Here is a 24,599-nt window from a genome sequence, read left to right as displayed (position 1 = left end):
TGTGTGCTGACATGTTGAGGCCTTACCCGACGCTGGTCGTGATCCGCGGCAACTCGGGCAGCGGCAAGACCACTACCGCCCGCGAGGTCCGCCGGCGGTACGGCCGAGGCTGTGCCCTGATCGAGCAGGACCACCTGCGCCGGATCATCCTGCGGGAGCACGACAGCGGCCCCGATCCGGTGGCGCCTCGGTTCATCACCGCGATGGCGCGTACCGCGCTGGACAGCGGATATCACGTGGTCCTCGAGGGCATCCTGTGGACCGGCCGCTACGGCGCCGCCCTGCGTGACCTGATCGCCGGGCATCCCGGGCCGGCGGCCGCGTACTTCCTCGACGTCTCCTTCGACGAGACGGTCCGCCGCCACCTGGGCCGTGCCGAGCCGATCCCGGTCACCGCCGAGCAGATGCGCGAGTGGTACCACCCGCTCGACCTGCTGGGTGTGCCGGGGGAGCGGGTCATCCCGGAGGAGTCCGGCTTCGCGGCGACCGTGGACCTGATCCTGCACGACAGCGGCCTGGCCACCGCGGTGGCGCTCACCTCCTGCCCGGACCGTTGCCCCCGCTGCACGGCCGGCAACCGGTAGCGGCTGCCCCGCCGCGCGGCCGGCCGGTTGCGGCCTGCCCCGCCGCGCGGGAAGCCGGCTCACGGATTGCCCCGCCGCGCGGGAAGCCGGCTCACGGACTGCCTCGCCAGCCGGCCGGTGGGCGGATGCCGGTCAGCCCGCCGCTTCCACTGCATGGGCGGCCGGTGGGTGGTCGCCGGTCAGCCCGCCGCTTCCGCCTCCGGTGACCTCCGGGCCGCCTCCGTCAGCTCGATGCTTCGCGGTCCGCGAAGCGCTCCGCGAACGCCGTCAGGTCCCGCCGTTCGATCGCCGCCGCCATCAGGTCCGGGAAAGCGTCAGGCGTGCACGCGAACGCCGGCACCCCGAGCGCCGCCAAGGCCGCCGCGTTCTCGTGGTCGTAGGCCGGCGCGCCCTCGTCGGAGAGCGCCAGCAGCACCACCACCTGCACCCCGGCTGCCGTCATCTCGGCGACCCGGCGCAGCATCTCCGACCGCACGCCACCCTCGTAGAGATCGCTGATCAGCACGAATACGCTGTCCCGCGGCCTGGTGATCAACTGCTGGCTGTACCCGATCGCCCGGTTGATGTCGGTCCCGCCGCCGAGCTGCGTGCCGAACAGCACCTCGACCGGATCGCTGAGCTGCTCGGTCAGGTCCACCACCGCGGTGTCGAAGACGACCAGCGACGTCCGCAGCGACCGCATCGACGCCAGCACCGCCGCGAACACCCCGGAGAACACCACCGACGCCGCCATCGAGCCGGACTGGTCCACGCAGAGGATCACGTCCCGCTGCACCGCTGTGCTGCGCCGGCCGTACCCGATCAGCCGCTCCGGGATCACCGTGCGGTGTTCGGCCTGGTAGTGCTTGAGGTTGGCGCGAATCGTCCGGTCCCAGTCGATGTCGGCGTGCCGCGGCCGGTTGATCCGGGCGGCCCGGTTCAGCGCACCGGAGACCGCGGCCCGGGTCTGCTGCGCGATCCGGCGTTCCAGCTGCTCGACCACCGTGCGCACGACCTGCCGGGCGGCGTCCTTGGTGGCCTCCGGCATCACCCTGTTCAACGAGAGCAGGGTGCCGACCAGGTGCACGTCGGGCTCGACGGCGGCCAGCATCTCCGGCTCCAGCAGCAGCCGGGTGAGGTCCAGCCGCTCGATCGCGTCGGCCTGCATCACCTGCACCACGGTGCTGGGGAAATACTCCCGGATGTCGCCGAGCCAGCGGGCCACCTTCGGCGCCGACCCACCCAGCCCGGCGGATCGCCTGGCAGGCGTCCCGTCCCCGTCCCCGCCCGCGTCGTAGAGCGCCGCGAGCGCCGCGTCCATCGCCCCGTCCCGCCCCTCGGCCTTGCCCAGCGACTCCTCGGCCGGCCCACCCAACACGAGCCGCCACCGCCGGAGCCGCTCCCGAGCCGCCTCGTCCCGCTCAGCCATCGCGCCGCCCCGACCGCGCGCCCGGCCGGCGGCCCGAGCCGCGTCGAGCACCTTCAGCCGCGCCCTGACCATCGACATCCGCCCGGCCAGCCCGTCCCCCTTCCCGGCGGTCGCCGGACCCGTGCCCGCCGGCCCGCCCGCTGCCACCCGCACCGCCGCTGGCGGAGCGGCCCGCGCGTGAGTCGCCCGTTTCCGAGCCGCCCGCGGCACGCGGATGCGAGAACACCGCCGCCGCCGAATGCGCCACCGCCTCACCGGCCAGCTCCGGGGCCGGATGCGAGAACCGCATCACCGCTGGCGAAGCATCCGCCACCCCCGGCGGACGCTCCTCCGCGGAGTGCGAGAAAAGCCGTGAAACATCCCCGTTCATACGTCCTCCCGGACCCGGATCTCACGCCCCAGCAGGGCACCGAGCGCCGGCAGAACAGCCAGCGCCCGTTCCTCGTCGAGCATCGCGGCACCGGCCGCGGCCGCCCCGGCCCGGGGACCGGCCACCCGCTCCCCGATGGCCCGGCGCTCCCCGGCCTCGAAGGTCCCGAACGTCCGCCGCAGCAGCGGCAACACGTCGTCGAACGCCTGGGCCGGCACATCCGCCAGCCAGTCGTCGACCAGACCCAGCAACGCGTCGTCGTGCACCAGCAGCAAGCCGCCCCCGGCCAGGAACCCCTCCACCCAGGCGGCCGCGTGCGCGGGCGGTGTCCCCACGGTCAGGGGCAGCCGCAACCGGCGCCGCACCTCGGCCGCGTCCAGCCGTCCCGCGTCCAGCAGCAGCCGGGTCAGCCGCCCGGCCGGCAGCCCGTGCAGATCCGGCCGCCGGGCCAGCGACTCCACCGTGCCCAGCCACAATTCGCGCAGGTCCGGATCGGCGAGCAGGCCGACCGCCTGGTGCACGCCGTCCACCCCGTCGCGTAGTCGCCGGGCCGCGTCGTCGGAGAGCGACCCGGCCGCCGACGGCAGCCCGGCACAGATCCGCTTCAGCAGGCTCGCGGTCACTGTGGCGAGCCCGGCCACATCGGTACGCCGCACGTCGCCGTACCGCATGGTCCGGGCCAGCGCGGGCAGCGCCGCCATCAGATGATGCACGTCGGCGTCCAGCGCGGCCCGGGTGTCCAGCGCGGCGAGCACCTCCGGGTACGCCTCCCCGAGCTCCGCCAGCAGGCACGTCTCCAGCAGCGCCGTCACCTCGGCGAGGCTCTCCGCCGCCCGGGCCCGGCGCACCACCCGGGCGGTCGCCGCCGCCAGCACCGTGGTGCCCCACATGCCGCCCTCGACGAGCCGCACCGCGAACTCCGGCTGCCACCGCAGCGTCCACTCCTCGCGGAACGTCCCGGTCCCGCGCCGCCCGGCCGCCGGCTGCCCCCACGGCACGTCCAGGGTGCGCAGCCGGTGCAGCAGGCGGCTGCGGCGCAGGTCGGTGTCCTTGCGCAGGTCCAGCTCCAGGTTGCGCTCGGTCGCCTCCGGCTTGAGCCGCAGCGTGCGCTGCTGGGCGGCGAGATCCTTGGCCAGCGGAACGGCGGGCATCTCGGCGGGCACCGCGCCCAGCCGCTCGCCGACCACCAGCTTGCGCGCGATCAACTCGGTGCGCAGCGGCTCCCCGTCACACAGCACCGCCTCGGCCGCCTCGGTCACCTCGGCCAGTCCGGCCAGCGGCCGCCCGCGCAGCGTGGCGAGCGTCTCGGCCAGCCGAGTCGCCTCGATCACGTGCGCCGACGAGGTCGGCACCCCCTCGGCGCGCAGCACCCCGGCCGCGTCCACCAGCCACCGCGGCACCACCGAGTCCGCGCTGGTGAACAGGTGGTGGTACCACCCCGGCGACCGCACGCCCGCGCCGTAACCGGACCAGGAGGCCAGCCGCCCGTAGGTCCACGGCACCCAGGTGAACGCGACCTTCCCCTTGCGCCGGCCCTTGAGCAGCGCGGTGTCGTCCTTGACCGGGACCTTCCGGGTGAGCGCCGGCACGTGCCAGGCCCCGCAGATCACCGCGATGTTCTCGTGCTTGCGCCGGACCTCGCGCAGCACCGTCCGCATGTACGCCTCACGCAGCAGGTCGTCCGGATCCTCGGGCGCACCCTCCCGGATCGCCGCCATGGCCTCCGCGATCGCCTCGAACACCGGCACCCCGCGGTGCTCGACCACGTCCTCCCACCAGCGCTCCGGATCGTCATACCCGGCCGCCGCGGCGAGCTCGCCGATCGGATCCACCGGCCGCGTCGCGGCCTCCTCCGCCGGAGGCGGCAGCGCGGTGGTCCCGGACGGCGGTCCACTCACGCTTTCCCCAGCCTCTTCCGGTACGCCCGCAGCCCCGCCCCGCCCCGGCTCAGCGCCGGCCGCACCCCCGGACGAGCCGACAGTCCCACCCCGATCCGCCTCGGCCGAGCCCCGCGGCTCGCCGGGCGATCCGCCCCGGCCGGCCTCCAACTCGCTCCCCGGCTCGCCGGGAGATCCGTCGCGGCCGGCGCCGAGCGCGTTCCCCGGCTCGCCGGAAGAACTGTCGTGGTCAGCCCCACCAGGCTGATCCGGATCGGACACGCGCCGATCGGAGCCCGCCACCCGAAACGCATAGGGCAGGTCGAAGAACCGCACCGGCACCCCGCGCTCCACCGCCCACCGGATCGCCTGCCACTCCGGCGAGAACACCGCGAACGGCCAGAACGCCGCCCGCCCCGGATCGTCCACCGAGTAACCCAGCAGCGCGACCGGCGGCTCCAACCCGTCGCCGGCCACCCACCGGACCAGCTCGTCGGCCTCCGGCGGCCCCTCCACCAGCAGGATCTCCGGCTGCTGAGCGGCCAACTCCCGCACCACCGCCCGGGCCGACCCGGGCCCGTGATGCCGGACGCCGTAGAACCGCTCAGGCATCGCGGGCGGCCCGGTAGAAGTCGAGCCAGTCGGGCCGCTCCCGGACCACCGTCTCCAGGTACTCCCGCCAGACGACGGCGTCGGACACCGGATCCTTGATCACCGCACCGACGATGCCGGCCGCCACGTCACCGGGGTGCAGAGTGCCGTCCCCGAAGTGCGCGGCGAGCGCCATCCCGTTGGTGATCACCGAGATCGCCTCGGCGGTGGAGAGTGTGCCGGTCGGCGATTTCAGCTTGGTCCGCCCGTCCTCGGTCAGGCCGGCGCGCAGCTCACGGAAGACGGTGACCACCCGCCGGATCTCGTCGAGCGCGGCGGGCACCTCGGGCAGGTCGAGCGACTTGCCGAGCTGCGCCACCCGCCGGGCCACGATCTCCACCTCGTCGTCGGCGTTGGCCGGGACCGGCAGCACCACCGTGTTGAACCGCCGGCGCAGCGCGCTGGACAGCTCGTTCACCCCGCGGTCGCGGTCGTTGGCGGTGGCGATCAGGTTGAACCCGCGCTCCGCCTGCGCCTCGGTGCCCAGCTCCGGGACCGGCAGCGTCTTCTCCGACAGGATGGTGATCAGCGCGTCCTGCACGTCGGACGGCACCCGGGTGAGCTCCTCCAGCCGGGCGATCGACCCGGTCCGCATGGCCCGCATGATCGGGCTGGGCACCAGGGCCGCCTCGGTCGGGCCCTCGGCGAGCAGACGGGCATAGTTCCACCCATACCGAATCGCCTCCTCGGCGGTGCCGGCGGTGCCCTGCACCAGCAGGGTGGAGTCGCCGGAGATGGCCGCGGCCAGGTGCTCGGAGACCCAGGTCTTGGCGGTGCCGGGCACGCCGAGCAGCAGCAGCGCCCGGTCGGTGGCCAGCGTCGAGACGGCCACCTCGATCAGCCGGCGGGGTCCCACGTACTTCGGAGTGATCTTGGCGCCGTCACCCAGCAGGTACGTCACCACGGCGTGCGGCGACAGCCGCCAGCCGGGCGGCCGGGGCCGGTCGTCGGCGGCGGCCAGCTGAGCCAGCTCGTCGGCATACTGATCCTCGGCGTGCGGTCGCAGAACAGTCACGCGAAAACTCCTGAGTCGTCAGTCCGGAAGGTGGCTCGAACAGCAACTTACTGCCCGGGTGTGACACTTTCCGGCGCCAGCTCGGCCCGCATCTCGGCGCGGAAGGCCAGGGTGCGGGCCAGGTCGGCGACCGGGCGGACCCGGCCGGCGTCGAGCTCCGGCTCCAGCTGGGTGGCGAGCCGCCCGGTGAGGTCGGCATAGTCCGGCGGCATCGCCAGGGCGGCCGTCCGGCACAGCTCGCCGAGCTGCCAGGTGTGCCGGTCGGTCCGCGCCCGGGTGGCGATCGTCTCCAGCACCGTGACGCTCAGCGGCTCCGGCCACGGACCGGGATGCAGCGCGAGCAGCCGGTGCGCCGTGCCGTCCTCGGCACGCAGCGCCTCGGCGGCCAGCCGGGCCAGCGCGTCCGGCGGCAGCACCAGATGCAGATCCCAGCGGACCGCCTCGCGCAGCACGCCGGCGTCGGTGGCCAGCAACGCGGCCGCCCAGCGGGCGTCACCCTGCGCGATGGCCGCTTTGGCCCAGCCGTGCAGCAGCGGGGTGGCCCAGTCGTTCCCCCTGGCCAGCGCGAGATAGCCGACCGGCTCCAGGTCGGCCCAGGAGGCCAGCGGCGCGCCGGCGACCACCTCCTCCAGCAGCCAGGCGCTCGCCCCGATGCCGTGCGCCGGGGTGGCGCCCACCCCGTCCCGCCGCAGGTCGTCGTCGAGCCGGTCGGGTGGCTCCACGACGAGCCGGGCCGGGTCGCCGGGCAGCAGGCGCACCGCGGCGTGCGCCCGGTCCCGCATCCGCGCGGCGAGCGCCGAGGCGGGCAGCCGGCGCAGCAGCTCGACGGCGGTCTGCCGGACCTCCTTGCGGCGGTCGTCCAGGGCGCGCTCCAGCAGGTCCTCGTCGTCCGCCGCGAGCCCGTCGGCGAAGGTGCCGAGGAAGCGGGCGCGGTTCTCCGAGGAGTCGGCGCCCCAGGTGCTCTCCACCAGCCGGCGGGCCTGGGCGGGGTCGGTGCGGCGCAGGGTGATCAGGTGACCGAGGCGCTCGGTGCCGGTGGCGGTGGTCCAGTCGGTGACGGTGACCGGGGTGGCCTCGTCGAGCAGCCAGCCCCAGTCCGGTCGCTGCCAGGCCAGCCAGGCGCCGCGCCGCCCGGCGACCCGGGCCACGCCGGAGCGCACCGTGGTGTTCCGCCGCGCCGCGTCGAGCAGCTCCGGCAGCAGCACCGGCGGGACCACGCCGCCCCGGGCGACGGCAGCGGCCAGCCACTGGGCCAGCAGCTCCTGCTCCAGGTGCGCCCCGCCCGGGGTGCCACCGCGAAGGATCCGGGACAGCCGCACGCCGGCGGCGACCGGCAGCGGCGGCTCGGTCTCCTCCGGGGCCGGCTCGACCGGCGACCGCCCGGTCACCGGCAGGAAGCCGGCCCGCCGGGTGGTGAGGGCGACGGCCGCGGCGTCGAGCAGGCCGACCGGCGACAGCGCGTCGTGACCGATCCCGACGGTGACCGGCTCGACCGGCGACAGCGCGTCGGGAGCGACCCCGGCGGTGACCGGCTCGACCGGCGACAGCGCGTCGGGACCGATCCCGACGGTGACCGGCCCGACCCGCACCGACTCGGCCTGCCAGGGCCGCCGGGCGGTCCCCACCAGCGCGGCCGCCAGCATCTCCGGCGGCAGCTCGGCCTGGCGTGGCGCACCGGGATCGGGCACCGGTGGCCCGGCCGGGACGAAGGCCCCGCCGACCCAGGCCGCCAGGGGCCGCAGCCCGCCCGGCGACCACTCCGCGGCCACCGAGGCCGGCCGGCCACCCGCGGCGGCCAGCAGCCACCACGGCTCCCGATGGCCGGCGGCCAGCGGCAACGCGTCACCTGACGGATCCACCAGCCAGCCGTCCCCGGTCGGGGTGACGCCGGCTAGGAGGAGGGGACCGTCGTACCGGAAAGGGTCGTCGGCGAGGAGCCGGGACCAGCGGGACAGAGCGGCGCGCACCGACCCGGCGCCATCCGGCGAGCCGAACGGCTCGGCCGCGCTCGTGCGGTCGGCGACCAGGGCGCGCAGCGGCGCCGCACCCGGATAGAAGCAGAGGTCACCCCGGAACTCGGTGCCCGGGACCAGGTCGGCGGCGAGCGACTGGCCGGGCGCGGCGAACGACAGCACCAGCGCGAACCGCGACGTCGCCGCACCGTGCAGCCAGGTGCGCCGGGTGGTCAGCGCGCCGTCGTCGCTGTCGACCTGCCCGAGCACCTGCCAGCGATCGCTGGCCCGGGGGCCGGCCAGCACCTCCTCGGCCGGGGTGGGGAAGCCGATCCGGGACCGGACGGTGGCCGCCATCGCCGGGTCGAGCGCGCCCAGCCGGGCGTGACCGGCGACCAGCAGATGCAGCGTGGCCAGCTCGCCGAGCAGCCGGTCGGCCCACTGCGGGCCGATGCCGGCGATGCCACCGAGCCGGCGGACCGCGCTCGCCGCGCCCGGCGCCTGCGCGTCGACCAGCCGCGCGGCCATCGGCTCGAACGCCTGGTGACCGCGCCGGCCCAGCCCGGCCAGACCCTGCTCGATCTGGTCGTCGAGCCAGCGGCGCAGCTCGGCCAGGCCGCCGGCGACCCGCTCGGCGCGCTCCCGGGCGCGTTTCGCGGCGGCGACCGGATCGGGCGGCGACGTCCTCGCCTTGGCCCGGGCGGCGCGGGCGGTCTGCCAGGTGGTCACCCAGTCCGGCGCCGGATGGTCGCCGGCGCCCGCCTCGGCCCAGTGCAGCACCAGGCCGACCGCGTGCTTGCACGGCGCCCGGAAGCTCGGACAGGAGCACTTGAACGCGGGACCGGCCAGGTCGGCGGCCACCTGATAACCCCGGACCAGGCCCCAGACGATCTGGTCGAGCGTGCCGGTGGCGCCGAACTGCCCGGACACGCTCCGCGCGCGTTTCAGTGCGGCGGGGTCGGGGGCGAGCGACTCGGCCTGGGCGACGGACCATCGTTCAATGGGCACGTGACGACCCTAGGCCCGGGGTACGACAAAACCGCCGGTGCCGCAGGGCGTGCTGAGGACCTCGGCAGAGAGGCTCGGCTAGCGCCGCGTCGCGTGGTGACCACCGACGCGATCGGCCGGGCGATGCGGCGCGTCGTGACGAACGCGGACCTGCGCCGACTGTCCCCACAGCACCGCGCCGAAAGCCAGCACCATCCCGCTGACCTGCACGAGGGTCAGCGACTGGCCGAGCACCGCCCAGCCGATCACGGTGGCGGTGACCGGGGAGAGGAGGCTCAGCAGCGACACCCGGGTGGCCGGCAGGCGTTCCAGGCCGCGGAACCACAGGGTGTAGGCGAGCGCGGTCCCGATCAGGGCCAGATAGCCGTACCCGAAGAGGTTTTCGCCGGTCAGCCTGGCCGGCAATCCCTCGGCGGCCAGCATGATCGGGATGAGCGTGAGGCCGCCCGCGGTCAGCTGCCAGCCGGTCGAGGTCAGCAGCGACACCCCGGGCCGGCCCCACCGCTTGGTCAGCACCAGGCCGATCGCCATCGAGGCGGCGCCGGCGAGGCCGGCCAGAATCCCGATCGGGTCGAGGTGGATGGTCGCGGTCAGGACCGCGAGGGCGACGCCGACGGCGCCGAGCACACCCGCGATCACGGTACGCAAGGCAGCGCGCTCGCCGAGCACCACAGCGGACAGCCCGGCCACCAGCAGCGGCTGCACCGCCCCGAGCACGGCGGCCATGCCACCGGGCAGCCGGTAGGCGCTGACGAACAACAGCGCGAAGAAGAGCCCGATGTTCAGCGCGCCGAGCACCGCCGACTTCCACCACCAGGCGCCGCGGGGCAGCTCACGGGTGATCGCCAGCAGCAGCAGGCCGGCCGGCAGCGCCCGCAGCACCCCGGCCAGCAGGGGTCGCCCGGGCGGCAGGAACTCGGTGGTGATCGCATACGTCGTCCCCCAGACCGCTGGGGTGAGCGCTGTGACCAGCAGAACCCGCATGACGAACCCCCTCGGCTCGGCGCCGTTATCTCGATGAAAAGTATCTCGACGTAAAGATAACTCATGTCGAGAAGCTTTGCATCGAGTGATGGAGGAAAATGGCGGCATGAGCGAACCCGACGGCGTCGACCGGATCCTGGCCCAGTGGGCCACCGAACGCCCCGACCTGGAGACCACGGCGATGGGCATCTTCGGGCGCATCCAGCGCATCGCCCGGATCGCGGCGGACACGACGGAGCGGGCCTACGCGGCCTACGGGATCGGACGGCCCGAGTTCGACGTGCTGGCCACCCTGCGCCGCTCCGGCGCACCGTTCCAGCTCTCGCCGGGGGCCCTGGCGGCCTCGATGATGCTGAGCACCGGCGGCACCACGGCTCGGCTGGACCGTCTGGAGAAAGCGGGTCTGGTGGCTCGGTCACCCGACCCGGGGGATCGCCGCGGTGTCCTGGTGCGCCTCACCGACCAGGGCTTCCAGCTGGCCGATCAGGCGGTGGCGGCGGGCCTGGCGGAGCAGCAGCGACTGCTGTCCCACCTCGCCCCGGCGCGCCAGGAGCAGCTCGCCGCGCTGCTCCGCGAGGTCCTGACCGGCCTCTGAGTTGGTTTCCGGTCAGCCGCGTTCAGCGCCGCAGCGCCGGCTTGAATCGTGCGCCGGCTGGGGCCGCCGGTCAGCGCCGGCACCGGCGGGTCTACCGCAGCACGGTGAGCGATGTTGTCCCGTGTCGATGCGCCGCCCGCCGCCGAGGCGGTCAGCTCCCGCCGGCGCCGTGCCCGGGCAGCACCGTCTCCGCCGGGCTCGGCGGTGGCGGGGGAGTCCCGTCGCCGAACGGCCGCCCGCCCAGCGACTCCCGGCCGTGCGGCGTCAGCCAGCCGCGGAGGTCCGGCCCGGCCGGCACCACCCCGGTCGGGTTGATCATCCGGTGCACCTCGTAATAGTGCTGCTTGATGTGCACGAAGTCGATGGTGTCGCCGAAGCCCGGCGTCTGGAACAGGTCTCGCGCGTAGGCCCAGAGCACCGGCATCTCGCTGAGCTTCTGCCGATTGCACTTGAAGTGTCCGTGATAGACCGCGTCGAACCGGGCCAGCGTCGTGAACAGCCGCACGTCCGCCTCGGTGATCGTGTCGCCGACCAGGTACCGCTGTCCCGCCAGCCGGGCGGACAACCAGTCGAGTCGCTCGAACAGCCGGTGATAGGCCTTCTCGTAGGCCTCCTGCGACGTCGCGAACCCGGCCCGGTAGACGCCGTTGTTGACGTCCTCGTAGATCACCGCGTTGACCTCGTCGATCTCGGCTCGCAACTCCGCCGGATAGAGCCGCGGCGCCCCGGCCCGGTGATGTTTGGCCCACTCCAGCGACAGGTCGATGGTGATCTGCGCGAAGTCGTTGGTGACCACCGCGCCGGACGGCACGTCCACGATCGCCGGGACGGTGATCCCTTTCTGGTAGTCGGGGAACCGCCGGAGGAACGCCTCCTGCAGCCGCTCGATCCCGAGCACCGGATCCCGCCCGCCCGGATCGAGGTCGAAGGTCCAGCTGCGCTCGTCGTGCGTCGGCCCGGCGACGCCCATCGACAGCACGTCCTCCAGCCCGAGCAGCCGCCGCACGATGATCGCCCGGTTCGCCCACGGGCAGGCCCGGCTCACCACCAGCCGGTACCGCCCCGGCTCCACCGGATAGCCGTCCCGCCCGTCCGCGGTGATCCGGGTGGCGATGTAACGCTGGTCACGCGAGAACTCACCGGAAGTCATAGATGCATCCTGCCCACGATCCGCTCCCGGCTCACCGCCAAACCCAAGACCATTTCCGGTACGCGTATCGCCCGCGCGGCTCGCCGGACCGTCCTCGGCGGTCCCGCCCCGGGGCCTGCTGGCGTCGGGCCGGAGCGGTCGCCTAATTTCGTTCCCATGTATGCCGTCGTCGACCTCCAGACCACCGGCACCAAAATCAGCTGGCACGACCGGGTCGTCGAGATCGCCGTCGTCCGGCTGGACCCGTCGGGCAAGGTGCTGGACGAGTGGTGCACCCTGGTCAACCCGGACCGTGACCTCGGCCCGCAGGAGCTGCACGGCATCACCGGTGCCGAGGCCCGGCGCGCCCCGCGCTTCGCCGACCTGGCCGGCGAGGTTGCCGCCCGCCTGGCCGGACACCTCGTGGTCGCGCACAACCTCCTCTTCGACGCCGGCTTCCTGGTCGCCGAGTTCGGCAAGCTCGGCGTGACCGTCCCGGTCGGCGACGAGCGTGGTCTGTGCACCATGCGCCTGGCCGGGCACTTCCTGCCGGCCGCGTCGCGCAGCCTCACCGCCTGCCGCGCCGCCGCCGGCCTGCCCGCCCATCGCGAGTTCTCCGCCCTGCACGGCGCTCGCGCCGCGGCCGAGCTGCTCACCTATTACCTGGAGCGGGCTGGCGACCCGCCGCCGTGGGCCGAGCTGATCGACGAGGCGCGGCAGGCGGACTGGCCCGCGCTGCCGCTGACCGGCGTCGCCCCGGTGACCCGCGGCCGCTCCCGGGAACGTGACCCACATTTCCTCACCCGCCTCGTCGACCACCTGCCCCGGCAGCTGAACCCGGCGGCCGACGCGTACTCGGCCCTGCTCGACGGGGTGCTGCTGGACAGGCACATCTCGGCCAGCGAGGCGGACCAGCTGGTCGCCGCCGCCGGCAAGCTCGGCCTGTCCCGGGCCGACGCCGAGGTGCTGCACCACCGGTACCTGTCCGGGCTGGCCGCGGTGGCCCTCGCCGACCAGGTCCTGACCCGCGCCGAACGTCTCGACCTCGACGGTGTCGCCGAACTCCTCGGCCTGACCAGCGCCGACGTGGACCGGGCCCTCGCCGAGGCGGCCGCCCGGCCCGCCGCGAAGGTCACCCAGTGGCAGCTGAGCTCCGGCGACCAGGTGGTCTTCACCGGCAACCTGCATCCGCCCCGCGAGCACCTCGAGGTCGACGCCCTGACCCACGGCCTGCGGACCGCCCGCAAGGTCACCAAGCAGACCCGCCTGCTGGTCGCCGCCGACCCGGACTCGATGTCCGGCACCGCCAAGCTGGCCCGCCAGTACGGCATCCCGATCGTCACCCCTGCCGCCTACAAGGCGATGCTCGAAGCGCTGCTCAGTTCCTCGCACCGGTGAGCCGCCGATGAGCCGCCGGCGCGGTGCCGGTGAGCCGCCGGTGAGCCGCGGGCGCGGTGCCGGGGGCAGGCCCAGCACCAGGTAACCGGCCAGCGGCTGACGCGCCCACGAAGTGGCCCACGCCCGAGCCGAGGATCACCCAGCTCCGCGATCAGCACCCACCGGATGGTGGCTGGGCTGGCCACCCGGGGCCGGTGGGCGGCCCTCCTCGGTCGGCTTGGTGGGCGAGGCATCCCCCCGTGTGCGACGCCTCGCCCGGCCTGGGAGCCGGCTTGTGCCGCGCGGCCGCGTCGACCGGCGCCGCCAGGCGACCTGAGCCCGCTGCCGGCCCACGCTGGGGCCGCCGCCTTTATAGCACGGGGGAGAGCGCTTTCCGAGCACCGGAATCGGAAATGGGAGCGTGCCCAGGAGGTTGAGCATTACCTGAGCGACCGCTGGGTGATCAAGTCCCCTGATCGGGTGTCACCCCGCCGGGGCCGTGCGCGGCGGCCGCGAGCGGCGGAAGTCCAGCTCATCGCGGCGTCCGGCGAAAGCGCCGGGTGCGGGGACCGGCGGCGGAAGGCCCGCTCACCGTGTGGGGCGGGCGAGAGCGCCGCGCGTGGGAGAGCGGCAGGCCGGGGGATGCGGCGGGCGGTGCTGAGGGCGTACCGGAAAGGGGTGGGAAGGGGAGAGCGGTCAGCGAGAAGGGCGCGGACCGAGGGGTCCGCGCCCTTGCTGGGGTTGGGGGTCAGTAGTGGATGCCGGCCTGGGCCAGGAGCCAGTTGATCGGCGGTGTCTGCTGTTGTGCATACACCCATCCGGTAGGGGCCACCGGGACCGGGACCAGGCCGGGTACGGCGGCGAAGGGAAGGAATCCGCCGGCTATCGGACCGGCCGCCTGCGGAGCCATCATGCCGGCCATCGGACCGGCCGCCTGCGGAGCCATCATGCCGGCCATGGCGGGAGCCGGGGTGGGGATCTGGCCGGGAGCGAAGCCCTGCGCTCCGGACGGGGTGGGCTGGTGGCCGGCGGTGGCCGAGTCGGGCTGGCCGGCGGGGACCAGCTGGCTCGCTACGGTCGCCAGGGTCGGCATCCCGGCGCCGACCCGGGTCGGGCCGAAACCGTACGGGGCGCACAGCGAGCGGATCATGCTGAACAGGCCGGCCACGCGGGCCGGGCCGCGGGCCGCGAAGGTCTGGCGGAAGACCGGGTGGTGGGCGAGCAGCAGCGCGGCGAGGCCGGTGACGTGCGGTGCGGCCATCGACGTACCGGACTGGGATTCGAAGTTGCCGCCCGGGACGGTCGAGATGATCGCCACGCCCGGCGCGCAGACCGCGACCTCCGGGCCGTAGCAGGTGAAGGCCGGGGAGAAGATGCCGTCCGCGGCGAGGAACTGCGGGCGCAAGTTGGAACGGTCCCAGGTGTTCGGCTGCACCTCGCCGATGCTGCCGACCGCGGAGACCGCGAACGAGTACGACGAACGGGCCGGGTACTTGACCGCGTCGCCGGAGTTGCCGGCAGCCACGATGCAGGCCACCCCGGCGTTGACCGCGGCGGTCAGGGTCTCCTCGACCACCGCGTTGATCTCGGTGTCGCCGCCGAGGCTCATGTTGACCACGTCGATGTTGTGGTCGATGCAGTAGTCCAGCGCGTCGATCAGGCTGTCGTAGCGGCCGCCCGGGAAGACCTTCAAGACGTGGATCTCGGCGTCCGGCACGAAGCCACGCAACAGGTCCTCGGATCGGGCGCCGATCACGCCGGCGCAGTGTGAGCCGTGCCCGACCAGATCGTTGCTCCAGGCGGTGGTGTTGCCGTTGGTGAAGTCGCGGCCGATCTTGAGGTGGCTGAGCAGCGGGTGGGTGTTGTCCGCACCGGAGTCGATGATGGCCACCTTGACGCCCTCGCCGCGCAGGTTCGGGTTCAGGCGGTCGAGGCCCATCAGCCGCTGGCCCCACCCGTGCTGGTAGCCGCGCGGGAAGCCGCTGATCGTCTCGGCGTAACCACGCAGCCGGACCACGTTGACGGCGGCGTCGGAGACGGCCGGCTCGGTCAGGTAGAGGTCCCAGTAACCGCCCGGGCGCATCACGAACAGCGACCGGGCCGGCCGGTCGTGCAGGGTGTAAAGGTCGAGGTTGACCTCGCCCTTGGAGTTCGTGGTGCCCTGGCTCGGCACGGTGTCGCCGGTGAGGGTGACGACGGCGCCCTCCAGCGGCCGGTCGTTCTCGCCGAGAACCTTGAAGCGGATCTCCTTGGGTTTCACGGCGGCCGCCGGGAACATGCCGAACATCGAGGCGTCCTGCATCAGGGCCGGGCCGCCGCCGTAGGTCAGCGCGCTGTTGGCTCCGATCACCAGCTGGGGTGCGGTGGCGGCGATGAGCTGCGCGTGGTCCGGCTCCATGTTGGCCACCAGGATGTCGGTGGCGTCGCCGTGCCCGACGCCGAGGGTGGCGAGGGTGGCGTGCGGGCGCTGAATCCGCCGGACCACGTCGAGGCCCTGCACCGCGGCGTTCAGCATGCCGGCCGACAGAGGCTGGACGCCCAGCTGGCGGGCGTTGGCCCGGGACCGGGGGGCGAGTAGGTATTGGGCGGTCGGGCGGGGGCCGACCGGGATTTCCTGGATTTCCGGCAGCGCTGTGGACGCGGCGGTGGGGTGGCTGCGGGCTGTCGATCCACGGCGGCCTTCGGATTCGGGCATCCGTTCCTCCCAGCATGAGGCGTGCGTCGCTGGTGGCGCCTCGAGCAGAGGGCCACCAGCGCTATTCGTCTAATGGCTCGATCTTTGCGTTGGGTGCGATGGTGTATTTACCGGCGAGCTGTTTACGCAATGACTCGACATCATTTTCGTACGCCTGGAAAACGACGTACCGTGATGCCTTTTTTGTGACTGTGACGTCGGGGAACGTGTCGACGGCGGCGAGTAGTTCACTGAATTCGGTGCCAGTGGCAATGTATTCCTGGAAGTCCATGAGGTTTCTCCCGGCCGGATCGTGGTGCCGGGGTTGCCCGGCGCCACGACCTTATCCGGCGTTTTCGCGCGGTCCGATCAGTTGAACGCGCCTGCCATCTGGGGGAACTGCTGGGTCTGCGGTGTGGGCGTCTGGCCGCCGTAGCCGCCCTGTGCGCCGTAGCCGCCCTGGCCGCCCTGTGCGCCGTAGCCGCCCTGGGCGCCCTGTGCGCCGTAGCCGCCCTGGGCGCCTTGCGCGCCGTAGCCCTGGCCGCCGCCCTGTGCGCCTGGCGTCATGTACTGGCTGAGATGCGGCGGAATGAACGGCGGGGACTGCTGCTGCTGCGGCCCGGCCTGGAACGGCAGCAGGCCTCCGGCGATGCCACCGATAGTGCTGCCCAAACCGCTGTTGCCGAAGTAGCCGCCGAGCGCGTTGCCGGCGATGGTGCCCAGTGCGCCACCGAAGATGCCCTGCGGAGTGAACTGCGGCGCCTGCTGTTGCTGGGGTCCCGCCTGGAACGGCGCCATGGAGCTGATCGGCGAACCGATGCCCGGGCTGCCGATACCCGGCGAGCCGATACTGCCGAGGAAGCCCGGCTGGTCGCTGAGCAGGTCGCTGAGCCGCTGGCCGAACAGGCTCTGCGGAGACAACTGCTGCTGTTGGGGCTGTTGCTGCTGTTGGGGTTGCTGTTGTTGCTGTTGCTGGGGTCCGGCTTGGAAGGGGAGGAGGTTGCCGAGCATGCCGCCGAGTTGCTGGCCGAGGCCCTGCTGTCCGAGGTAGCCACCGCCGAGGCCGCCGAGCATGCCGCCGAGTTGCTGACCGATGGCGCCTTGCGGGGCGAACTGCGGCTGTTGTTGCTGCTGTTGGGGCTGTTGCTGTTGTTGGGGTCCGGCTTGGAAGGGGAGGAGGTTGCCGAGCATGCCGCCGAGTTGTTGGCCGAGGCCCTGCTGTCCGAGGTAGCCGCCGCCGAGGCCGCCGAGCATGCCGCCGAGCTGCTGGCCGATGGCGCCCTGGGGTGCGAATTGCGGCTGCTGCTGTTGGGGCTGTTGCTGCTGTTGGGGTTGTTGCTGTTGCTGGGGTCCGGCCTGGAACGGTAAGAGGTTGCCGAGCATGCCGCCGAGTTGCTGGCCGAGGCCCTGCTGTCCGAGGTAGCCGCCGCCGAGGCCGCCGAGCATGCCGCCGAGCTGCTGGCCGATGGCGCCTTGCGGGGCGAACTGCGGCTGCGGCTGCTGCTGCTGTTGGGGTCCGGCTTGGAAGGGGAGGAGGTTGCCGAGCATGCCGCCGAGTTGTTGGCCGAGGCCCTGCTGTCCGAGGTAGCCGCCGCCGAGGCCGCCGAGCATGCCGCCGAGCTGCTGGCCGATGGCGCCCTGGGGTGCGAATTGCGGCTGCTGCTGTTGGGGCTGTTGCTGCTGTTGGGGTTGTTGCTGTTGCTGGGGTCCGGCCTGGAACGGTAAGAGGTTGCCGAGCATGCCGCCGAGTTGTTGGCCGAGGCCCTGCTGTCCGAGGTAGCCGCCGCCGAGGCCGCCGAGCATGCCGCCGAGCTGCTGGCCGATGGCGCCCTGGGGTGCGAATTGCGGCTGCTGCTGTTGGGGCTGTTGTTGCTGTTGGGGCTGTTGTTGCTGTTGGGGTTGTTGCTGTTGCTGTTGCTGTTGCTGGGGTCCGGCCTGGAACGGTAAGAAGTTGCCGAGCATCGAGCCGAGTTGTTGGCCGAGGCCCTGCTGTCCGAGGTAGCCGCCGCCGAGGCCGCCGAGCATGCCGCCGAGTTGCTGGCCGATGGCGCCCTGGGGTGCGAACTGCGCGCCCTGTGGATACATCTGCTGTTCGTACATAGGTTCCGTCGTCCCCTCAAGGGCAACCGTCACCGGCCGCTACGCGCGACGAATCATGCGCCCACTCCAATAGGAATGTCGCGGTCGCTGCGGCTCGTCAGCCGGTGATCGGCAAGGCCCCTAAATAATTGATTGATCGATTTCCGGTCTGCATCCCGTCCTGCAGAAACGGGATCACGAGGAGGTACCCGCACTCGCCCCCGGGGTGTCTGGACGTCCACCTTAGCGTTCCATCATCTATTCGATGTCTGTATCGGCCGTACGGATGATTGCCGCAAAATCAACGATCAATAAAAACGCTGATCGAATAGCATTCAGATCATTTCAAGGAGATTAACAGGATCATATGAAGGGGCTGCTCATGAAAGATCGGCTGTGTCCCTTACGTTGCCCGAACATTCACCCGGGCGCGACGACGGCATGATGTGTCGGTGACTGACGCCTCCAAGGGACTGGTCCTGGTCGTCGAGGACGAGCGGCCGATCGCCGACCTGGTGCGGCTCTACCTGAGCCGGGAGGGCTTCGGCGTGCAGGTCGAGCACGACGGCCCGGCCGGCCTGGCCGCCGCCCGCCGGCTCCGCCCGGTCGCCTGCATCCTGGACATCGCGCTGCCCGGCCTGGACGGCACCGAGATCTGCCGACGGATGCGCGCCGACGGCGACTGGACCCCGGTCATCTTCCTGACCGCGCGGGACGACGAGGTGGACCGGATCCTCGGCCTCGAGCTGGGCGGCGACGACTACGTGACGAAACCGTTCAGCCCGCGGGAGCTGGTCACCCGGGTCAAGGCGCTGCTGCGCCGGGCGGCCGGCCCGCCGGAGACCGATCGGGTCCGCACGCTCGGCCCGCTCACCCTCGACCAGAGCCGGCGGACCGCGCAGCTGGGGAACGACCAGCTGACGCTGACCGCGACCGAATTCGATCTGCTCGCCCACCTGCTCGGCCGGCCCGGCCGGGTGTTCACCCGGGAGGAGTTGCTGGCCGCGGTCTGGGGCTACGCCTCGCACGCCGGCACCCGGACCGTCGACGTGCACGTGGCTCAGGTGCGGGCCAAGCTCGGCGCGGCGGCCGGCCTGATCCGCACGGTGCGCGGCGTCGGGTACACCGCCGATGCGTGACTTCTTCCGTACGCTCACCGGCCGCGCCGTCCTGGTCACCGTCGCCACCGCGGTGGTCGCCGTGATCGTCACCGCGCTGGTCGCCGTCCCGGTCGCGGTGCGTTCGGTGAACGCTCAGGTCCGCGCCGAGCTGGTGGAGAAGTCGGCGATCGCCGTGCAGTTGCTCACCGATCGGCGCCCGGCGGTCCGGGAGAACATCGCGGAGCGGCTGCGCCGCGACGACATCGAGATCTACGTGATCCGGCGCGGCGTCGCCGACCGCCCCGGCCTGCCGCCCCGGGTGATCGCCCAGGTCACCGGCGGCGCCCTGGTGAACGTGCGGGCCCGGGTCGGCGGCCGGGCGTCGTTCGTGGCCGGCAGCCCGCTGCCCGGGGTGGACGCCGGCGTGGTGCTCACCCGCCCGGCCGATTCCGGCGTCGCCTGGCAGGTGCTCGGCGGCGTCTGGTGGGCGCTGCTGGCCGGCCTGCTCGGCGGCATCCTGGCCGGTGCGCTGCTGGCCCGGTTCCTGACCCGGCCGATCGAGCTGGCCGCGGCGGCGGCCACCCGGCTGGCCGCCGGGGACCGGTCGGTGCGGATCGCCCGGCACGGTCCGGCCGAGGCCCACCGCCTCGCCGAGGCGGTGAACCAACTGGCCGCGGCGTTGCAGACCAGCGAGGGCCGCGAGCGCGACTTCTTGTTGTCCGTCTCCCACGAGTTGCGTACGCCGTTGGCCACCATCCGCGGCTACGCCGAGGCGCTCGCCGACGGCGTGGTCGGCGCGGACGGTGCGCAGCAGGCCGGGGCGACGATGCTCGGTGAGGCGGACCGGCTCGACCGGCTGATCTCCGACCTGCTGGTGCTGTCCCGGCTGGAGGCCGCCGACCTGCCGATCGACGTGGTCGCCGTGGACCTGGTCGAGCTGGTCCGGGAGGCCGGGACGGCCTGGTCGGCGCGGTGCGCGGCGGACGGGCCTGGTCTCGCCGTCGAGCTGCCGGACGCCCCGGTCACCGTGGACACCGACCCGGGCCGGATCCGGCAGGTGCTCGACGGCCTCTGCGAGAACGCGCTGCGGGTGGTACCGGCCGGCGCGCCGCTGGTGCTGGCGGTGCGGGCCGGTGCGTCAGGCGGGGTGATCGAGGTACGCGACGGCGGGCCCGGGTTCAGCGACGACGACCTGGCGGTGGCGTTCGAACGGGGCGCGCTGAACCGGCGGTACCGGGGGATCCGCAAGGTGGGCAGCGGGCTGGGACTGGCGCTCGCGGCCCGGCTGGTCGGGCGGCTCGGCGGGCGGATCGAGGCCGGCCACGCCCCGGAGGGCGGGGCGATGTTCACCGTGGAGCTGCCTTACCGAACTCGAACAATCGGCTGACGTGGGCCGATCGGGGCGGGCGGATCGTCGTACCCATGAAGCGAAGCGGGAAAGCCGTGACCCTGGCAGCGACCCTGACCCTGGCCCTGGCCGGATGCGGCGCAGCCGCGCCGGAGAAGGCCGCCGCGCCGGACCAGACGGTGAGCGCCGAGGCGGTGGCCCTCCAGGAGGTGGGTTTCACCACCGATGACGCGGACGGCGCGACGAGTAAGGCGGGCAAGGACGGCGTCCGGCCCCGGGCGGTCCGTAAATTGCTGCGCCGGAACGCCCTGCACGGCGAGGTGACCGTGCAGGTCAAGGACGAGACGAAGACGATAGTGGTGCAGCGCGGAAAGATCACCGCGGTGGACGACCAGAGCCTGACCGTGGTCTCCGCCGACGGGTTCAAGCTCACCTGGAGTTACGGCGACCCGCTGCGGATCGTGCGGGAGCACGAGCCCGTCGACCGGGCGGCGCTGAAGACCGGCGCGGAGATCGCTGTCGGTGGGGTGGCGTCGGCCGCCCGGCTGATCGTCCTCAAGAAATAGTCACTGCAAGAAGTCGGCGAACGGCGAGAGCAGGAGTTTGCCCAGGCCGGTGGCGGTCCGGTCGAGCCGGCGGCGCTCCGCGTCGAGGGCGCCCAGGTCGTGCCGGATCGCCCAGATCTTCTGAGCGTTGCGCCAGGCGACATTGCGGGTGTACTCCACCATCTCGCCCTGCCACCAGTCGTCCAGGTCGCCGTTCATCGTGTCGATGAGCAGCTGCCAGCGGTCCAGGTAGCCTCGGCGCAGGCCCGGGATCTCCTCCGCGAAGATGTCGTTGACCTGCAGGTAGTCGTGGTGCTGGTCGCTGCCGTCGATCGGGTCGGTGCCCAGGTGATCGAACGTGGTGACCAGCGCGAACGGCAGGTCGAAGTTGATGTGCGCGTTGACCCCGGCGACCGCTGACGGCAGCGGGCGCGCGTCCGGCCCGGGTACCCGGGTGAACAGGCCGGCCCAGACGCCGGGACAGGCCGGGCTGCCCTCGGTCCAGTAGCGCAGCGCGTCGAAGTAGCGCGCGGCGAACTCGACGTCCAGCCGGGACAGGAACGCCGGATCCTTGAACTTGCCCGCGTAGAGCCGGTCCAGCACGTTCTCGGTGATCGTGAGGTACAGCTTGTTGAAGTCCGCCAGGGGATTGCCGTGCAACAACGGCGGCACCTGGCAGAGGGCGTCCTGCAGCTTGGTGAGCTGGTCGACGACGGCGGGCACGTCGTCCGGGTGCTCCTGCAGGATCGTGGACATCTGGAGCTGCACTGGCCCCCAGATCGGCTGGGTCATCGGATCCTCCACGCGACTTGCGAATCAGCGGAGGGCCCCCAGCACCGCCCGGCGGCGAGAACCACCGGGCGGTGCTCCCCCGTGCGCACAGCCTTTCAAAGGTGACGGGCGAGGGGATCGGTAGAACGACGTATTCCGTGTACGTATGTCACGGCCAGATAACGATCGCCTGGTCAGGCCGCTGTCAGATAGACCCGGCTGGCCTGAACGCGGGTGCGTACCTGGAGTTTGTCGAAGATGTGGCCCAGGTGTACGCCGACGGTGCGCTCGCTGATGAACAGCAACTCACCGATCTCCCTGTTCGTCAAGCCCTCGGCGACGGCGGCCAGCACCTCCCGCTCGCGCCCGGTCAGCACGGCGAGCTCGTCGCCGGTCTCCGGCTCCGGCGGCACCATCGGCACGGTGTCCGCGTCCTCGGCCAGCGAGACCCGGAAGCGCTGCGCGACCCCCTTGATCTCGGCGGCGAACGGGCGGGCGCCCATCGCGGTCGCCGTCGCGTACGCCTGCCGCAGCCCGGCCACCGCTGCCGTGCGCCGGGACCGGCGCTGCTGGGCCAGCGCCACCTCGGCGTGCCGCAGGCGTGAGTACGCGGCCGGGTAGGGCTGCTCGCGGCGGTCCCAGCTGGACGCCGACCGGGCCCACAGCTCCGCGTCGTTGCGGTCCTCGGCCCGGCTCAGCTCGGCGGCGCAGAGCGCGAGGTAGGCGTCGATCACCGCGCGGACCTCGGGAGCCGCGTTGTTCGCCCCGGTCTCCAGCCGGCCGACGACGGTCTTCAGCCGGCGCATCGCGCCCGGGTCGACCGTCGAGCCGGCCACGTGCGCCTCCGCCTCGGCGCGCAGCCCGTGCCAGGCCAGGATGCCGAGCAGCACCAGGTCGTCGGAGCGGGTCTCGGTCAGGCCGCGCTGCACCGCGGCGCGGGCGTCGGAGTGCTCCTTCTGCCACATCGCCAGACCGGCCCGCAGGGTCAGCATCGGCAGTACGTGCCGGGCGCCGCCGCCGGCCAGCAGGGTGGCGGCCGCGTCCAGGTCCCGGCGGGCGTTGTCGACCTCGCCGAAGCCGACCCAGAGCCGGCTGCGGGCGAGCAGCACCTCGACCGCGTCGGCGCCGGACGGGCGGTGCCGCATCGCCTGCGCCAGCACGGCGTCCGCCTCGGCCCACTGGCCGATCCGGAACAGGCCGTTGCCGGCGATCGCCAGCAGCCGCGTCTGGTACGTCCGGCCGACCCCGCGGGACGCCAGTTTCTCGGCGCCGCGGCGGGCCACCAGCACGCCCTCCTCGATGCTGTTCAGCGGGCCGGTGAGCAGCTCGGCCAGGTGCAGGTAGGCGACACCCAGGTCGTCCGGGTGGCCGGAGCGCTCGGCGATCTCCACGGCGTGCCGGATGACCGCCAGGCCGGCGTCCGGGTCCTCGCGGAACGCGGCGCTGAAGCCCAGCGCGGCGCTGGCCCGGACCAGGTCGGCTGTGGAACCGTTGACGGCGGCCAGCTCCAGGGCGTCCCGCGCGCGCTGGTTGGCGTCCGCGTAGCGGCCCAGGTGCAGCAGCAGCTCGGCGAGGAAGGCGGCGGCGGTGGCACGCAGCTGCGGTGTGCAGTCCGCGGACCGCAGGGCGAGTTCGTATTCGCGCTCGGCGGTCTCCGAACGGCCGGTCGCGGCCAGGTAGCGGGCGCGGCGCAGGTGCAGCTCGCACTCGCCGGGCGCGTCCTTGCGGCCGGCCAGCTCCTCCAGCCGGGCCAGCGCCAGCAGGTGCTCACCGCACTGATGGGCCGACTCGGCGGCGTGCTCCAGCAGCTCGGTGCGTTCCGGTGCGTCCTCGGCGGTCAGCCGCAACGCGATGGTCCAGTGCCGGTGCGCCTCGGCGAAGCCGTAGAGGCTCTCGGCCGAGCGGGCCGCGGCGATCACCGAGGGCAGCGCGCGGGACGGTACGCCGGCGCGCTGCCAGTGATGGGCCAGGCGGGCATGATCAGCCTCACCGTCCTGGGTCTCCAGGGCCTCCGCGTACCGCCGGTGCAGGGCGGCGGCCTCGGCGGGCAGCACCTCCTGCTCCAGCACCTCGGCGACCAGCCGGTGCCGCAACCGGTAACCCTCGGCGTCGCCGACCACGAACCGGTACGCCACCGCGGCGCGGATCGCCTCCAGCAGCTCGTCCTCGGGCAGGCGGACCACCCGGGCCAGCACCCCGTGCTCGACCGGCTCGACACCGGCGGCCACCGCGTGCACCACGGCGTGCGCGTTGACCGGCAGCTCGTCCACCCGGGCCAGGAAGATCTCGCGCAGCGTGTCGGACAGCTCGACCCGGCCGTCGCGCAGGTCGCGGGCCAGCTCCTCGACCACGAACGGGTTGCCGCCGCTGCGCTTGTAGACCCGCTCGGCGTCCTCGCCGGCCACGTCGCCACCGGCGATCGCGCCGACCAGCTCGCGGGTCTGCTCCTGGTTCAGCGGGGCCAGGTCGACCACCCGGACCGAGCGCAGCCGGCGCAGCTCGGCCAGCACCCGGCGCAGCGGGTGGGTGCCGTGCAGCGCCTCGGCGCGGATCGCGGCCAGCACCGACACGCGCACGTCGCCCAGGCCGGCGAGCAGGTAGAGCAGTAGCTGGCGGGTGCTCCGGTCGGCCCACTGCAGATCGTCGAGGACGAGCAGCAGCTGCCGGTCGCCGGCGATCGCCCGCAGGTCGCGGGAGACCCGGTCGAGCAGGGCCCCGGGGTCGTCGGCCACGGTGGCCGGTCCGCTGTCGTGCCGGCGCAGCGCCTGCAGCACCGGGTGCAGCGGCGAGGCGTCACCGATGTCCAGGCAGGTGCCGACGAGCACCGCGAAGTCCCCGCCGCGCAGCGCGTCGGCGGTCTCGCGCAGCAGCCGGCTCTTGCCGACGCCACTCTCCCCGGTGAGGAACACCGCGGCGGTCCCACCCGGACCGACACCGCGCAGGCTGGACTGAATCTCGGCCAGCGTGCCGGTGCGTCCGACAAGCGGCCCGTCGTCCCCCTGGCTGGCCATGTCCGGCAGCCTAATGCGAAAGCGACTAGCACGTTGTCGTCGGTTCGGACTGTTCTGCGTCACAAAAATGACGAGTGTTGATGCTGTCACAGATACGTCGTTCTGCGGATCCGCATGTGGA

The 24,599-nt window shown here is 73.1% G+C and carries 17 protein-coding genes; 6 read left to right on the top strand and 11 right to left on the bottom strand.

Features of this window, described 5'->3' with window-relative positions:
* Positions 1 to 11: 11 nt before the first annotated feature.
* A complete protein-coding gene (locus Actob_RS34950) occupies positions 12 to 584 on the top strand; it encodes an AAA family ATPase (RefSeq protein WP_284916187.1) in 573 nt (190 codons plus the stop codon).
* Positions 585 to 807: 223 nt separating this feature from the next.
* On the opposite strand, the gene Actob_RS34945 is transcribed toward Actob_RS34950, so the two are convergent.
* From Actob_RS34945 to Actob_RS34925, 5 genes are all read right to left on the bottom strand, one after another.
* Positions 808 to 1,992 carry a VWA domain-containing protein gene (locus Actob_RS34945; protein WP_284916186.1) on the bottom strand — a complete coding sequence of 395 codons (1,185 nt, stop codon included), beginning with the start codon at positions 1,990 to 1,992 and terminating at the stop codon, positions 808 to 810.
* Between the two features lie 366 nt (positions 1,993 to 2,358).
* Positions 2,359 to 4,851: a DUF5682 family protein gene (locus Actob_RS34940; protein ID WP_284916184.1), complete on the bottom strand. Its 2,493-nt coding sequence runs from the start codon at positions 4,849 to 4,851 to the stop codon at positions 2,359 to 2,361.
* Positions 4,844 to 5,905 carry an ATP-binding protein gene (locus tag Actob_RS34935; protein ID WP_284916183.1) on the bottom strand — a complete coding sequence of 354 codons (1,062 nt, stop codon included), beginning with the start codon at positions 5,903 to 5,905 and terminating at the stop codon, positions 4,844 to 4,846. The genes Actob_RS34940 and Actob_RS34935 overlap by 8 nt, the downstream gene beginning before the upstream one ends.
* 47 nt (positions 5,906 to 5,952) lie before the next feature.
* A complete protein-coding gene (locus Actob_RS34930) occupies positions 5,953 to 8,865 on the bottom strand; it encodes an SWIM zinc finger family protein (protein WP_284916181.1) in 2,913 nt (970 codons plus the stop codon).
* A 78-nt stretch (positions 8,866 to 8,943) separates the two neighbouring features.
* Positions 8,944 to 9,849, bottom strand: a complete 906-nt coding sequence (locus Actob_RS34925; RefSeq protein WP_284916180.1) for an EamA family transporter — start codon at positions 9,847 to 9,849, stop codon at positions 8,944 to 8,946.
* Between the two features lie 106 nt (positions 9,850 to 9,955).
* On the opposite strand from Actob_RS34925, the gene Actob_RS34920 reads away from it, so the two are divergent.
* On the top strand, positions 9,956 to 10,444 hold the full coding sequence (locus Actob_RS34920) for a MarR family winged helix-turn-helix transcriptional regulator (RefSeq protein ID WP_284916179.1): 489 nt from the start codon (positions 9,956 to 9,958) through the stop codon (positions 10,442 to 10,444).
* Between the two features lie 151 nt (positions 10,445 to 10,595).
* Here Actob_RS34920 and Actob_RS34915 read toward each other — a convergent pair whose 3' ends face one another.
* Positions 10,596 to 11,594 carry a glutathione S-transferase family protein gene (locus Actob_RS34915; RefSeq protein WP_284916178.1) on the bottom strand — a complete coding sequence of 333 codons (999 nt, stop codon included), beginning with the start codon at positions 11,592 to 11,594 and terminating at the stop codon, positions 10,596 to 10,598.
* Positions 11,595 to 11,750: 156 nt separating this feature from the next.
* Here Actob_RS34915 and Actob_RS34910 point away from each other — a divergent pair, with 156 nt between their 5' ends.
* The gene (locus Actob_RS34910) at positions 11,751 to 12,971 is read left to right on the top strand and encodes an exonuclease domain-containing protein (protein ID WP_284916177.1); all 1,221 of its coding nucleotides are present in this window, start codon (positions 11,751 to 11,753) and stop codon (positions 12,969 to 12,971) included.
* A 727-nt stretch (positions 12,972 to 13,698) separates the two neighbouring features.
* Here the strand turns inward: Actob_RS34910 and Actob_RS34905 are convergent.
* The 3 genes from Actob_RS34905 to Actob_RS34895 form a co-directional block, all read right to left on the bottom strand.
* Entirely contained in the window at positions 13,699 to 15,645 is a 1,947-nt protein-coding gene (locus tag Actob_RS34905; protein WP_284916176.1) for a S8 family serine peptidase, read from the bottom strand.
* 61 nt (positions 15,646 to 15,706) lie between these two features.
* A complete protein-coding gene (locus Actob_RS34900) occupies positions 15,707 to 15,916 on the bottom strand; it encodes a hypothetical protein (protein ID WP_284916175.1) in 210 nt (69 codons plus the stop codon).
* A gap of 77 nt (positions 15,917 to 15,993) precedes the next feature.
* Positions 15,994 to 17,724, bottom strand: coding sequence for a hypothetical protein (locus Actob_RS34895; RefSeq protein WP_284916174.1), 1,731 nt, complete (start codon positions 17,722 to 17,724; stop codon positions 15,994 to 15,996).
* Positions 17,725 to 18,149: 425 nt separating this feature from the next.
* Between Actob_RS34895 and Actob_RS34890 the strand changes: the two genes are divergently transcribed.
* From Actob_RS34890 to Actob_RS34880, 3 genes are read left to right on the top strand one after another with little or no spacing between them, the layout of a single operon-like run.
* The gene (locus tag Actob_RS34890; protein WP_284916173.1) at positions 18,150 to 18,842 is read left to right on the top strand and encodes a response regulator transcription factor; all 693 of its coding nucleotides are present in this window, start codon (positions 18,150 to 18,152) and stop codon (positions 18,840 to 18,842) included.
* The gene (locus tag Actob_RS34885) at positions 18,835 to 20,190 is read left to right on the top strand and encodes a sensor histidine kinase (RefSeq protein WP_284916172.1); all 1,356 of its coding nucleotides are present in this window, start codon (positions 18,835 to 18,837) and stop codon (positions 20,188 to 20,190) included. Before Actob_RS34890 ends, Actob_RS34885 begins: the two co-directional genes overlap by 8 nt.
* Before the next feature lie 35 nt (positions 20,191 to 20,225).
* The gene (locus Actob_RS34880) at positions 20,226 to 20,717 is read left to right on the top strand and encodes a hypothetical protein (protein WP_284916171.1); all 492 of its coding nucleotides are present in this window, start codon (positions 20,226 to 20,228) and stop codon (positions 20,715 to 20,717) included.
* Here the strand turns inward: Actob_RS34880 and Actob_RS34875 are convergent, their stop codons facing one another.
* Both Actob_RS34875 and Actob_RS34870 read right to left on the bottom strand, forming a co-directional pair.
* Complete coding sequence (locus tag Actob_RS34875; protein WP_284916170.1) at positions 20,718 to 21,488, bottom strand: DUF5995 family protein; 771 nt, start codon at positions 21,486 to 21,488, stop codon at positions 20,718 to 20,720.
* A gap of 173 nt (positions 21,489 to 21,661) precedes the next feature.
* The gene (locus Actob_RS34870; protein ID WP_284916169.1) at positions 21,662 to 24,478 is read right to left on the bottom strand and encodes an ATP-binding protein; all 2,817 of its coding nucleotides are present in this window, start codon (positions 24,476 to 24,478) and stop codon (positions 21,662 to 21,664) included.
* Positions 24,479 to 24,599 lie beyond the last annotated feature (121 nt).

Source organism: Actinoplanes oblitus (genome assembly GCF_030252345.1).
In the GTDB taxonomy this organism is placed as follows: domain Bacteria; phylum Actinomycetota; class Actinomycetes; order Mycobacteriales; family Micromonosporaceae; genus Actinoplanes; species Actinoplanes oblitus.
The sequence above is the reverse complement of the archived record's forward strand: the minus strand, read 5'-3'. Positions and strand labels throughout refer to the sequence as shown.